The sequence below is a fragment of the Bacillus sp. YKCMOAS1 genome (assembly GCF_030268125.1).
Lineage (GTDB): Bacteria > Bacillota > Bacilli > Bacillales > Bacillaceae > Bacillus > Bacillus safensis.
The window spans coordinates 81,003-94,467 of the sequence record NZ_BSEI01000002.1; the positions used below are offsets into that span (position 1 = coordinate 81,003).

The window sequence follows — 13,465 nt, forward strand, 5'->3', positions numbered from 1 at the left end:
TGTTCATTTTTTCTTTACAATGTAGGTTTGTACCTGACAAGGTGTAAGCGGTTCAATGTGTAATGATCCATGTTGTGCTTTGAGTATCTGTCCTTCAGGTGTTTCTCCTAAATTCGCTGTTTCTCCGTGTTGTAGAGATGAACTATTGATTGAAGCGGCTGTTTGACGCGTTAAATATGGATTGAAGAGACGAATGACAATGCCTGTTCCATGCTCTTCTTTTTTCAGAGCGCTTAGAATGGCTCCATCTGTCTCGATGTCAAGCAGGCTATAAGTAGATTGTAAGTCTTCTTTTTCATCTCGGAAAGAGAAAATTAAACGACCGTTTAAAAAATCTGCGCGCTCGTAGCATTGAACAGAGGTGGTATACCGTTTGGCAAGCTGCGCTAAGTGTCCCTCGCTGACTGCATCCTTGCTATAGTGCATTCCAAATGAGAATGACAGTGCACCTTGCAGCTGAGCGTCAGGTGTCTCCACAATTTTTTCCCCAGATGCGCGTCCTGGACGATAAAGGAGATTTTCTTTCCCCATTTTTCCGAAACAGCGGAAGAGCGTATACGCAATCGTTGTGTAACCTTCTCCTGTGATTTGGTATTCTCTCACGCAGTCGGTCAACAGAGCGGCACCATATGCTTGATCACGAAGTGCAACAAAGGATTGCATCGGTTCAATGGTGATCGGTTTTTCTTCCCAATGTTCATTATTCCACCATTCAAGCTCTTGCGTGAGCTCTGTTGGACGTTCGATTGTACCAAACTGTTGATCGCTTAGTGATACGTTTGATGCGATGCCTGTATCAAAAAGAACACGAAGGCGATGATCTAATGCATGGTTATCGACATCTACATGAAAACGGATGATAGCATCGTCTTTGTTTAATGACACCTTCGCTGTGATCGGAAGTGATGTCGCAGCCGATTGCTTAGAGCGCGCCTCTAGGTCATAAGGGACAGTGAGCTGAAGCTTGATGGTCAGCTCGTCTTGCAGACCGCTTTTAGACACTGAGATGTCCGCTGATGAAAGATCTTTTGATGACACATACAGATCCTCACGCGGTGGTGAATAGTTGTAAGAATCCCCATCGTCTCCGTTGTCTTCAAAGATCATTTGCTCAGAGAAGGTCTTGCCTGTTTGTTTGTCTGTGATGTCCAGTGATCCGTTGTCATTTGCCGCAATGCGGTAATACGTATTTTCGATCACGCGTCCTTCAGTTTCTTCCCATAGAGATTCGCTTGATTCATCGAAGACCATGCTGACTTGTGTATAGCCTACTGACGGTAAGTCGATGGCTTCAATCAGCAGCACGGCTTTCCATACTTGCTTTGGCATGTACACTTCTTTACTTGGGTTAAGAGAAATTTGCTGTGCCAGCACATAATCTGTGACATCGATTTTGCTTTTCACTGTGTACTGAAGCGTTCGTCCATTTACATCCTTTAGTATAAATGGACGTTCTGTGATAAACGTTTCGACTTCAATGACTTCAGAGCGCGTTGAAGGCAGTGTATTGAATAAAGTGAACGTGATTTCCTGCTCTGTTTGCAGTCGAATAGCGATGAGACGCATGTGTAAGTCTACAAGATTCTCGGCGATTTCCTTTGCCTGTTTGTAGCGGAAGAAGACATCTTGGTTTGTCGTGTCACTATTACAGCCGCCAATGCTGTCATGCGCTGCATTTTCAAACATGAGGTACCAAATATCACGAACCGTGTCATGAGGATAGTCATGTCCGAGTGAATAGCTGATCGTTAAGATTGGCTCCATCACATTGACGAGATAGTTTTCAATTTGATTGTTTAAGATTTTTAAATCAGCTCGTGTTGAAAAGATCGATTTGTGAATCCGCATATGCTTCGCGTGAATAAGCTCTCCTTGTAACGTCTCAAAAGATGTTCGCTCTTTTTTCACGGCTGCAATATAATCTTCTAAACTACTGATTTCATAGTGATTCTCGTCAAGTTCATTGGCTTTTTCTAATAGGTCAGGCAGGTTTTTGCGAATTGGTGCTTGGTCAAAACCGTTCGGGAAATAGACATTCTTTGTGGTTGCCTTTGCTTGCAGCGCACCAATTTTTTCAGATAAAAAGGCTTGTAAGTCCTCATCCTTCTCAGGAATATTTCCACCGTAGTAGTAGCCAAATGGCAGGTTCACAGCAAAGACTTCACTGCCGTCAGCGCCGCGCCAATTGAATTCAGTATGATTCGTCATATGGTCAGAAACGCCACGCCAAAATGCTGTATCGACAATGCCGAAGCCGCGATAAATTTGAGGCATTTGTGCGGATTGACCGAAGGAATCAGGGACATAGCCGACTTTCATCACGTGGCCGAACTGCTGACAGCGTTCAATCCCATATTGCAGGTTCCGCACAATCGATTCACCTGAAATGACGAGCTGGTCGGTTTGGGTATACCATGGGCCGATGATGAGACGTTTCGCTGTGACGAGCTTCTTGATTCGATTCTCATCCTCTGGACGCCATTTCAAATAATCATCTAATAAGGAAGCCTGGGCATCGAGCATGAAGTAATGGAACCTTTCATCTGTTTCAAGGGTATCTAAAATGTCCATTACGCTTTTCATTAAGTAGATACGGGAGCGGGAGGTGGTGAAATACCATTCCCGGTCCCAGTGAGTATGTGGAATCACATGTACATTGACAGTCATTGATCAACGACACCTTTCTTCGTTCAAATTATCCTTCTAGCACAAGGTCAAAATCATCTTCTTCTTTCTGCTTCTGATCATGTTCCGGCGTTTTTGGCTCTTTTTTCTCAGAGAAATTCACAAGCAGGTTGGCGCCAATACCGATGACGAGTGCGCCAGTAAGGGCTCCGATTAAATAAGCCCACCAGTTTCCGACTGAGAAGAAGCCGTATAGCCCGCCAATTGGCGGCATGATGTCATGAACTCCTAATAATGCAGCGACCCCGCTTCCAACAGCACATGCGACAACATTGAGCGGAATCAATTTCAAAGGATTGACGAGGGTAAAAGGGATCGCCCCTTCCGTAATACCGATAATGCCCATAACAAGTCCGCCTCGTCCGGCTTCTCTAAAGGTTGGAGAGAAGTTGCGTTTTCGAATCAATGTCGCAAGCCCGTATCCAAGCGGTGGAATGACAATCGCAATATTGACAAGAATGGCAGGGAGGTAGACGCCTGATAGGAAGAGCGCGTTACCAGCCATCCACGCTGATTTATTCACCGGTCCGCCAAGATCGAAGCCAATCATCGCACCTAAAATGAGAGCGAGCGCGAGTGTGCTTGTTCCATCAGCGACCATGCCTTTAATCCATTCAATTAATGCCGTGTTCAAAGCGCCTAATGGTCCGCCTAGAAGAACTGACATAAGAAGTCCGGTTAAGCCAACGGTAATAAGCGGCAGGATGAGCAGAGGGACGAGCCCAGCTGCAGAGCCTTGAATTTGAATTTTTCTTTTCACAAAAAGAGCAACATATCCTGCGAAGAAGCCTGCAATGACGGCACCTATAAATCCGGCATTTGTTGAGCTGGCAAGGGCACCGCCGATAAAACCAGCCGCAAGACCTGATTTATCTGCAATGGAATAGGCAATAAATCCAGCGAGCAGGACGTTCATTAAGCCAATGCCTGTCCAGCCAACCTGCTCCATTAAATAGGCACCGTGCAGTATGCCGCCAGCATCCTTATAGGTGTTTAAATCTGAAACACCAAACCCTAACCCGACCAATTTTGCTAAACCAACGATAAGTGAAGCACCGATGATTACCGGAAGAATATAAGAAATACCGGTCATGAGATGGCCTTCAATGACTTTTAATTTTGCTTTCATTTTCTTTGCTCCTTTCTATATGGCATTGCTCATGTTTATTGAGATTCAGATTTTTTCTTTTCTACAAGTGCTACGGCTTTGGTGATAATTTGTTCAGCATTTTTTAAGGCACGTCCGATTTCGACACGTACAGTGGGAATGCCTGAGAAGCGTTCTGCATCGTTGATATGCTGATTTGAGGCAATGATGCAGAGGTCTGCCTGCTGTGCTTCCTCTGCTGTAATGCCGTTCACCTGTCCCATAATTCCTTGCTGTTCGATTTTGATCTCGTGTCCGAGTTGTTTACCCGCATTTTCTAACGCTTTGGCTGCCATTGGAGTATGAGCTAACCCTGCTGGACATGAAGTGACACCGACAATTTTCATTGTGTAATCCCCTCTTTCAATTGTTGTTCAATGACTTCGTAATAGTAATCAGCTGTTTGACCTGGTTGAATCTTTTCGATAAAAGCAGGTTCCATTAGGCTTGTCGCAATACCTGACAGTAATTTCAGATGTGTGACATTTGCTTCTTCTAGTGGAACAAGCAGTGTAAATAAATAGCTTGTGGGCAAATCATCGAAGCTTCCCCATTCAATGGGTTGTTCAAGTTCTAAAAAAAGAAGTGAAGCCGTTTTTACAGCGGAGCTTTTTGTATGTGGAATGGCGAAGCCTTGTTGAAGTCCTGTTGAGACTTCGTCTTCCCGTTTCAATAAATCCGTTAATAGCCCTGCTTGATTGTTTGTAATCTGAAGGTCTTCAGCTTTCTCGGAAATGTATTGTAAAATCTCATTCTTTGATCGTCCGTTTACTTGTGTGAAAACATGATCTTTTTGGAACAAGCTGATCCCTTCTCTCTTGTTTGTTAAGCGCTTACAAGTTGATTGTAATGTACTTTTCAGCATGGTTAAATAGCATCATTTTCCGTTTGAAATGGCAAAAAGTTTATGAAGCTATCCGTCTTGCTGACTGAATATCTCAAATCCTAGCTTAAAACGAGTTTAATTATATAAAAAACAGATTCTACTAAATGTATTTCTGTGATATTCTTCCAAGGTATCATAAAAGATAAGGGGGTCTTTTCATGTTCAAAAAGCAGGTCAAATCCTGTGTGGTCGTACTCATGGCCATCATTCTATGTACGGCAGCATTACCTGGATACGAGGCATCAGCTGCCAGTCATGGAACAAGTGTCAATGAAGCCATTGGGTTAAAAAATGGTGAAGTCATCTCAGGTACATTACAGAATGAAAAGGAAGAGTCATGGTATCAAATCACGCCATCTGCACAAGAGGTGGCAAAACATACACACATGCAAATTTCTGTGAAAAGTAAACAAGTGCTGTCCGTATCGGTCTATCCAAGTAAGGACAGAGCGATGAAGGATGACACCTATTCAAGGTATCGCGTGGACACAGCAAGCGGAGAAACAGAGATCAACTTCCCGCACGCATGGTCAGGTCCCTATTATGTCAAAGTGCTCTATTTAGGGTCAGAGGAAGACAGCCGTGATGAGGAAGAGGATGCGGCATATACAATCGGGTATAAAGGAGCTAACCTTCCGCCTTCTGAACCCGTTTTCCCTGAAGAAGATGAGCCTGAAATCATCATTATTGAGAAAAAGTACGGGCGTGAAATTCTTCAATCGATTCGTACAATCGAAGATAAACGATTTAATGAAACAGCAGAAGGTCGGAAGCTTTCGCGTCTGCTCCAAAAAACAAAACCGTTTCTCAAATCGAAGCTCATCAAACATCATAAAGAGCAGCAAAAGGTATACAATCATCTGCTCACATTAAAAACACTGCTAAGTGACGTAGAGAAAAATGGTGCATTTAGCGGTCATATCGTAACAGAAAAAGAACAGCAGGCGATCCGCTCCCTTTTTGATATGCTCAAAGAAGCAAGTCCGGCTTATTTAAAAAAGGAATTAGAAGCTGTCAGTCAAAAAATTGGCATTGATCAGCTTGAAGGAAAATCAGCTGGTTATGTATTAGAGAAACAAAAGCTTGTAAAAGAAGAGAAGGTTAAAACGAATAAGATCATTTTTAAATTAAAGGATGGCCAAACACTTCAATCTGCGAAAAAGAAGATGAAAAGCTACGGTATCCAAGAAAACCGTGTGACATCACAGTCAGTCAGTCCTTTATTCAAAGGCATGTATGTCTATGATGTACCAGCAGGGCAAGAATCAGCTGGAAAGACACTAAAAGCAGGCAAAGCGGCGATCAAGAGCACGGCAAGAAAGCTTTCCAGCATGCCGAATGTTGAATTTGCAGAGCCTGTTCAAACCTATCGTGCGCTAAGCAACGACGCGCAGTATGATTATCAGTGGCCGCTGAAAAACAGTGCGCAAAACAGTGGGAAAAAAGGCGCTGACGTCAAATTTGAACAAATGAATACACTGATTGGCACAAGCAAAATGAAGCAAACATTAATTGCTGTGGTGGATACAGGTGTAGACAGCCGTTTGACAGATTTAAGCGGGACTGTTCGTACAGACTTAGGTGCGAATCTCATTGGAAGAAACAAAGATGCCATTGATGACAATGGACACGGTACGCATGTGGCAGGCATCATTGCCGCAAAATCCGATAACCATTACTCAATGGCAGGTCTCAACCAACATACGGGCATCATTCCAGTGAAGGTGCTGGATGCTTATGGATTTGGAGATACAGAACATATTGCACTTGGCATCAAGCATGCAGTGGACAAAGGCGCAAAGGTGATCAACATGAGCCTTGGCGGCTACTACAGCAGAGTGATTGAATATGCAATGAATTATGCTGCACAAAGAAATGTACTAGTCGTCGTGGCAAGTGGGAATGATGGCGTACCAGAAATGGGCTACCCTGCGACGTCAAAATACGCAATGGCGGTTGGCGCAAGCAACCGTATGGATATTGCCGCTGAGTTCTCAAGTTATGGCAAAGGACTGAGCATGTCAGCACCAGGTTCTGATATTCCGAGCTTAATGCCTGATGGGAACGTCTCATACCTTAGCGGGACATCAATGGCGACACCATATGTGGCAGCAGCAGCAGGATTACTGCTTTCTAAAAATCCATCCTTGAAGCCAAATCAAGTGAGAAATCTTTTGCAAAATACAGCAGATGACATCTCATTTAAATCTATTGATGGAAAAGACGACGTTTTCTATGATGAAAACGAGGAACCAATTGTTGATCCGAAAATTCCAGGTGTCGATTGGATGACAGGACACGGCAGACTGAATGCATTTGCTGCATTAAGTGCTGTCGAATTGAATGCATCTGTGAGCAAAGTGGAGGATCAGCATCAAAAGGTGACAGGTAAAGCAAAAGCTGGCGCTGCTATTTCTGTGTATAGAGGAAAAACCCTGCTTGGAAAAGGCACAGCAGGCAAAAAAGGAACCTTTAGTGTGAAGATTAAACATCAGAACAAAAACAAGGTACTTCACATTAAAATTTCAAAAGGAAAGGCCGCAACGACGCTCAAAACCGTCGTGAAAAAAGGCAAAGCACCAGCTAAGCCGAAAGTGAGCAAAGTAACAGTCAAAAGTAAAGCGGTCAAAGGGACTGCGGGTGCAGGCTTGACCATTAAAGTGAAAAACAAATCAAAGAAAGTCATCAAAACAGTCAAAACCAATAGCAAGGGCGCATTTACTGCCCAAATAAAACCACAAAAAGCTAAAACGGTTTTGTATGTGACCGCTTCAGATGTGAGAAAAAGAGAAAGCAAAGCAGTAAAAGTGGTTGTGAAAAAATAAAAGAAGAACTTCCCTTTCTAAAAAAAGGAGAGTTCTTTTGTTTTATACTGGAAAAATACCAATTCCTGTCGATAGTAATATAGTAGGAAATAAAAGGAGGATTTATCGATGAAAAAAATCATGTTTGCTTTCGTTCTATCATTGCTTCTCGTATTCCCAACCTTTGCACATGCTGAAGAAACGGGAGCAGCACCAGCATCTGTACAAGTAACAAGTGTTACAGCCGCAGACGGTGGAATGGTCAATTACGGCTCTGGCAGTAAATATCGAGTGGGTTCGTATTATCCAGCTACGTTTAAAGGAACATTAAAGGATACAAGCGGAAACCTCATGCCTAATCAGCCGATCCAGCTTTATTTTGAAGCAGCGATCAAATCATATGCTCAAACAGCGACAGGAACAACAGACGAGTACGGACAATTCTCATTGACCATTCAAGTTCCTGCAGGTGCAGGCTACCGTTCATATAATAATGCAGGCTGGTCTACACATTATTACGATATCGTTCCAGTTACTTTTACTTCAAACAATATCAAGCTTTCTTCAAATGTCACAAGTGTGTACCATTTGGCATATACATCACGTTACTAATCTCATAAAAAAAGAATGTCAACAATCTGAAACTTCCCTTTCTAAAAAAAGGGAAGTTTTCTGTTTTTTTACTGGAAAAATACCAATTTATGCCGATGGTAATATTGTAGGAAAAAAAAGGAGGATTTATCGATGAAAAAAATGTTGTTTGCTTTCGTTTTATCATTGCTTCTCGTATTCCCAACCTTTGCACATGCAGAGGAAACAGGAGCAGCACCAGCATCTGTACAAGTAACAAGTGTCACAGCAAAAAATGGTGGAATGGCCGATTACGGTTATGGCAGTAAATATCGAGTGGGTCCGCGTTATCCAGCTACGTTTAAAGGAACGTTGAAGGATAAAAATGGTAAATTGATGGCTAATCAGCCAATCCAGCTTTATTTTGAAGCAGAGATCAAGTCATTGGCTCAAACAGCGACAGGCACAACAGACGAGAATGGACAATTTTCACTAACGATTCAAGTTCCTTCAGCTGCAGGCTACGATTATTTTGATAATGGCAGGTTTAAACATTATTTTGATGTCGTTCTAATCAAGTTCACTTCAAACGACATCAAGCTATCTTCAAATGTCTCAAGTGTGTACCATTTGGCATATTCAATCAATTCTTAACTAATCTGCTGGATGAGACGACTTAGCGAAAACCCTGTCGTTTTCATAGAAAAAAGGATGTCATCAAGTGACATCCTTTTCTTTTTGTTAGCAAACCTGCTGGGCGGTAACCGAAAGAGTCGATAAACAAACACTCATTAGCCGTTATTCCCAGATTCGATCGAGCGTTTACCTTTTAATCTTGAGCTTTGATGGATAAGAACCTTCACACTTGAACTTTGATCCTTGAACGTTCAGCTTTGAGCTTTTATCAAGGATCATCCTAAGATGATCATCAGATGAGGAGGGAATGACCTTTCCCTCGGAGGTGTTTAGTTCTATCGATTTTCGGCTCACTAACAAAATCAATTAATCGATCTGTATTTTCGTTAGTGTATTGCTTTCAGACAAGGAAAAATCAACTTCCATTTGGAAATCTTCAATTTCTTTCGAAAGCTGTTCAATTTTTACTCGAAGGCGAAGCGGATCGATGATCACTGCCTCATTTTCAGCTAGAAAAGACTTCACGATCTCTTGGTTGGCAGCCGCTTGTGTCTTTCCATCTTTCCCAAACAAGGTTTCTAAATGCTGATCAAGTCTCTTTTTCACATCTTCATTGGTTTGTTCTGCTTTGTCGACCAGCTCTTTGTACACTTGTTTCATTTTCCGTAAATAACGAATATCGTAGTCTATCGACGTCTTACGTTCAATCGCCTCTGCCACCGTCATACGGACACCTGCCACATCAATCATTGTGGTTGCATTTGATACAACGATGGCTGATTTGATGGCATTCCGGCGTTTGATTAAAGCTTGAATCGATTGATCATCAGCCTTCGCCTTTTTTTCAATTTCTTCTTGCTTCTGAAATCCGTGCTGTATATGTTTCCCGATCATCAATCCACCAAGTACGGCGTCATCAACGGTTCGGTTGATTCTTTTATCTAACATTTTCAGTTCACTTAATGCTCTTGTAATGGTCATTTCCATATTCACGACAACTCCCTTGGTTCATCCTGAAAATCATAGATTCCTATCATATACCAAAGTGTGCTTCTTTTACTAGTGATATCCTTTTCTGTAAGCAGCTTTATATAGAAAAAACCTGATGTTTATACACCAGGTTTTTCTCGTTTTTTCTGAATCCAAGCTGTCATGTAATACGCAGCATAGCAGAGCGCAATGAAAGGAATGCCGCAGATGAGGGCAATCCGCTGATTTGGATCAAAGGCAATGCCGATGACAGATGCTAGACATAGGAGGAAGGCAGCAATCGGAACCACTGGATAGAGCGGAGTTCGAAATGATAAATCTTGAAGCTGTCCGCCTTCCTGTAAAAATCTTTTCCGAAACATCAACTGTGAGGCAGCAATTCCCATCCATACGACCACAACAGCCAGTCCAGAGATTGACACAAGAACAAGGTATACCGTTTCTGGAGCGATCACACTCGATAGCAATGAAAGAATACCACCGATCATACTTAAAATGAGTGCATTCAAAGGAATTCCTTTTGATGTCAGTTTCGCCAGTTTTTTAGGAAGTGTCCGTTCTTCAGAAAGCGACCAAAGCATACGAGATGACGCGTATAATCCTGAGTTTGCGGCAGATAAGATGGCGGTCAGGATGACAAAATTCATGAAATCTGCAGCATAAGGAATCCCGATACGATCAAATACCACGACAAATGGGCTTTTGATCACCCCGGCTTCTTCTACTGGAATCAAGCCAGCCAAAACAACGATCGTTCCAACGAAAAACAGGACGAGACGCAGGACAGTTGTGCGAATGGCTCTTGGGATGGTCTCGTCAGGATTGACGCTTTCACCCGCAGCAATCCCAATCAACTCCGTCCCTGAAAAAGCAAAATTGACAGCAAGCATCGTCATTAAAATGGGTAAAAAGCCGTTTGGGAAAAGTCCGCCTTCGCCAGTGAAATTAGAAAAGAATGGAGCGGCCTCACCGCCCTTTAATGGAATCAAACCAAACATTGCAGCTCCGCCAAGAATAATAAAGAGAATAATAGCCATCACTTTAATACTGGAAAACCAAAACTCTGATTCTGCAAAAAATTTGACTGTAAATGCATTCAGTAAAAAGATGAGAAGAGCAAAAACACCACTCCACATCCAAACCGAAGTGTCTGGAAACCAGCGCTGCATTAATAATCCTGCCGCTGTAAATTCCGAACCGAGTGCTACTGTCCATGTCAGCCAGTATAGCCAAGCGACCGTATAGCCTGTACCAGGTCCAATGTATTTTGTTGCGTACGTATGAAATGCCCCTGTGACCGGCATAGCAACAGACAGCTCACCTAAACAAAGCATCACGAGGTAGACAATTAATGCCCCCACAAGATAGGCAAGAATGGTTCCCGCAGGTCCGGCCTGATTGATGGTATACCCAGAGCTTAAAAAGAGCCCTGTTCCAATGACGCCGCCTAGAGAAAGCATGAACAGGTGCCGGCTCGTCATTTTTCGTTGATATTGTTGTGACTGATCTTTTGCTTGTTCCATGTCTTCCCGCCCTTTTGCTTAGAAGTATGTGTGATGATTCATGATGTGGTTCGTTTTAAGATGTCATTGATATCTTCTGGAGTCGTGCGGCAGCAGCCGCCGATGATATGCGCGCCGTCTTTGTACCATTGATACGCACATTCGCCAAAAGTAAGATGTGGCGTATCACCGCTCCAAACCTTTTCTTCAGGATCATATACTTCACCTGAGTTTGGATACACCACAATCGGTTTGCTTGTTCCTTTTTTCATTTCTTGAATGAGAGAAGTGATAAATTGCGGCGGCGTACAGTTCACGCCGACAGCAGCGATTTGTTCATAAGGTTCAAGTGCCTGTACACATTCCCGTATGGAGTCACCTTCACTAATGTGCAGGCCATCCTTTGCGCTGAATGTGATCCAAGCAGATACCCCGCTGAATTCATCCCGCAGCAGCTTTGCGATGGCTGTTGCTTCAATCAAACAAGGAATTGTTTCACATGCAAGAATATCTGCCCCCGCTTTTACTAATGCCTGAATTCTTGGTCTGTGAAAATCAATGAGAGCCTGCTCAGAGAGTCCGTAATTTCCCTTATATTCTGAACCATCAGACAAATAAGCGCCGAATGGCCCCACAGATCCAGCGACAAATGGTTTTGTCCGCCCTTCACGACGCGCTTCATCCTGCCAAAAAAGATCGCGTGCCTCTTTCGCTAAAGTGACAGAGCGTTTCATGAGTTCAAGCGCTTCTTCTTTTGTATAGCCTTTTTCAGCAAAGCCTTCAATCGTTGTTTGGTAGCTGGCGGTTGTGGCACAGTCAGCACCTGCTTGGAAGTAGTCCAAGTGTACTTGCTGAATCAATTGTGGTTGTTCAATAAGTATTTTGGCTGACCATAAACTGTCATTTAAGTTACAGCCCTTTCGTTCAAGCTCTGTTGCCAATGCACCGTCTAAAATCAAAGGTGCGTGAGCCTGTAAACGGCTTTGAATAGGATTCATCGGAATCAAACAGCCTCCTTTTTAGATCGGAAATAATGGATATGATATGAGGCAGTAGTTTAAATGACTAAAGCGTTTTTGTCAAGGAGAGGAAAAAGCATATTAGGGCGCGAAAACCCTGAAAACATGCGGGTTTTGATGCATAAAAATGCAGTCAAAATAATAGAAAACCAAGTCATTGACAGCCTCTAAAAAGAGATATATATTATGGAAAGATTGATTTCAGAAAGCTTCATCAAAAGGCGCCGTCTTTTGATTTTTATGTTGTCCAACGACTGTCTTCTTTCGTGCAGAAAGAGGGTTTTTTATATGCTTAAAAAAGGAGGAAAGAAGAATTGAAAAAATGTGTAAAAGATATAGCGATGATTTTAGTTGGTTCTTTTTTATTTGCCGCAGCAGTGAACATGTTTGTCATTCCGCTTGAATTTGGTGAAGGCGGCGTAACGGGGCTGTCCATTATTTTTTATTATTTGTTTGAGATTGCACCGTGGCTGACGAACCTCGTGTTGAATGCGATCTTATTACTTGTGGGATATAAATACTTGGACAAGAAGACCACGATTTATACGGTGGTTGCCGTCGCAAGTAACTCTCTATTTTTACACTTGACCACAACATGGGTCGTGAATGTTCATGAATTGATCATTGGAGCGATTTTTGCAGGAATTATCATCGGTATTGGGATTGGTCTAGTGCTAAGAGCAGGCGGAACAACGGCGGGCTCTGCCATTCTCGGAAGAATTGCCAACAAGTATTTAGACTGGAACGTGAGCTATGCCATCTTGTTCTTTGATCTGATCGTTGTATTTGCTTCTTACTTTATTATTGGTGCGGAAAAATTAATGTTCACCATTGTGATGCTGTACGTGGCGACAAAGGTGATGGACTTCGTGATAGAAGGACTTAACACGAAAAAGGCAGTGACGATTATTTCTTCATGCAAAGATGATATTGCGGAAGAAATTAATCACACCCTGGATCGAGGCGTAACGATTTTAAACGGACGCGGTCATTATTCAAAGGAATCGAAGGAAATTCTTTACGCAGTCATTCAAAAGCAAGAGCTCATGCGCCTCAAGAAAATTATCAAGAAAATTGATCGAGACGCATTCGTGGTTGTCCATGACGTGCGCGATGTGTTCGGAGAAGGATTTGTAAATATATAAAAATGAAAAGACCCGAAAAAGGGTCTTTCAGCGTGTAGACAAACCCTCGCATTCTTTGTCAGTCCTGCGCGCTGGTGCTCA

At 42.8% G+C, this 13,465-nt stretch carries 11 protein-coding genes; 4 read left to right on the forward strand and 7 right to left on the reverse strand.

All coding sequences use genetic code 11. From position 1 onward, the window contains the following. Positions 1–3: 3 nt before the first annotated feature. Genes mngB through QSJ46_RS05500 form a run of 4 tightly spaced genes read right to left on the reverse strand, consistent with a single transcriptional unit; the run spans position 4 to position 4,697 of the window. Positions 4–2,667 carry a mannosylglycerate hydrolase gene (gene mngB / locus QSJ46_RS05485; protein WP_285604421.1) on the reverse strand — a complete coding sequence of 888 codons (2,664 nt, stop codon included), beginning with the start codon at positions 2,665–2,667 and terminating at the stop codon, positions 4–6. Positions 2,668–2,695: 28 nt separating this feature from the next. After that, a complete protein-coding gene (locus QSJ46_RS05490) occupies positions 2,696–3,814 on the reverse strand; it encodes a PTS fructose transporter subunit IIC (protein ID WP_024424401.1) in 1,119 nt (372 codons plus the stop codon). Positions 3,815–3,849: 35 nt separating this feature from the next. Next, positions 3,850–4,179 carry a PTS fructose transporter subunit IIB gene (locus QSJ46_RS05495; protein ID WP_024424400.1) on the reverse strand — a complete coding sequence of 110 codons (330 nt, stop codon included), beginning with the start codon at positions 4,177–4,179 and terminating at the stop codon, positions 3,850–3,852. Further along, positions 4,176–4,697, reverse strand: a complete 522-nt coding sequence (locus tag QSJ46_RS05500; protein ID WP_224930105.1) for a PTS sugar transporter subunit IIA — start codon at positions 4,695–4,697, stop codon at positions 4,176–4,178. Before QSJ46_RS05500 ends, QSJ46_RS05495 begins: the two co-directional genes overlap by 4 nt. Before the next feature lie 179 nt (positions 4,698–4,876). Here QSJ46_RS05500 and QSJ46_RS05505 point away from each other — a divergent pair, with 179 nt between their 5' ends. From QSJ46_RS05505 to QSJ46_RS05515, 3 genes are all read left to right on the forward strand, one after another. Further along, positions 4,877–7,543: a S8 family peptidase gene (locus QSJ46_RS05505; protein ID WP_212040283.1), complete on the forward strand. Its 2,667-nt coding sequence runs from the start codon at positions 4,877–4,879 to the stop codon at positions 7,541–7,543. Between the two features lie 108 nt (positions 7,544–7,651). Next, on the forward strand, positions 7,652–8,134 hold the full coding sequence (locus QSJ46_RS05510; RefSeq protein WP_107163925.1) for a DUF2059 domain-containing protein: 483 nt from the start codon (positions 7,652–7,654) through the stop codon (positions 8,132–8,134). Positions 8,135–8,266: 132 nt separating this feature from the next. Next, entirely contained in the window at positions 8,267–8,746 is a 480-nt protein-coding gene (locus QSJ46_RS05515) for an Ig-like domain-containing protein (protein WP_107163926.1), read from the forward strand. Positions 8,747–9,094: 348 nt separating this feature from the next. Here the strand turns inward: QSJ46_RS05515 and QSJ46_RS05520 are convergent, their stop codons facing one another. The 3 genes from QSJ46_RS05520 to mmuM form a co-directional block, all read right to left on the reverse strand. Then, the gene (locus tag QSJ46_RS05520; RefSeq protein ID WP_107163927.1) at positions 9,095–9,715 is read right to left on the reverse strand and encodes a hypothetical protein; all 621 of its coding nucleotides are present in this window, start codon (positions 9,713–9,715) and stop codon (positions 9,095–9,097) included. A gap of 122 nt (positions 9,716–9,837) precedes the next feature. Continuing rightward, positions 9,838–11,241 carry an S-methylmethionine permease gene (mmuP, locus tag QSJ46_RS05525; protein ID WP_039176176.1) on the reverse strand — a complete coding sequence of 468 codons (1,404 nt, stop codon included), beginning with the start codon at positions 11,239–11,241 and terminating at the stop codon, positions 9,838–9,840. A gap of 38 nt (positions 11,242–11,279) precedes the next feature. Continuing rightward, a complete protein-coding gene (mmuM, locus tag QSJ46_RS05530; RefSeq protein ID WP_107163980.1) occupies positions 11,280–12,218 on the reverse strand; it encodes a homocysteine S-methyltransferase in 939 nt (312 codons plus the stop codon). Positions 12,219–12,553: 335 nt separating this feature from the next. Between mmuM and QSJ46_RS05535 the strand changes: the two genes are divergently transcribed. Next, positions 12,554–13,384 (forward strand): YitT family protein, encoded by an 831-nt coding sequence (locus QSJ46_RS05535; RefSeq protein ID WP_024424393.1) that lies wholly within the window; start codon positions 12,554–12,556, stop codon positions 13,382–13,384. Positions 13,385–13,465: the final 81 nt, after the last annotated feature.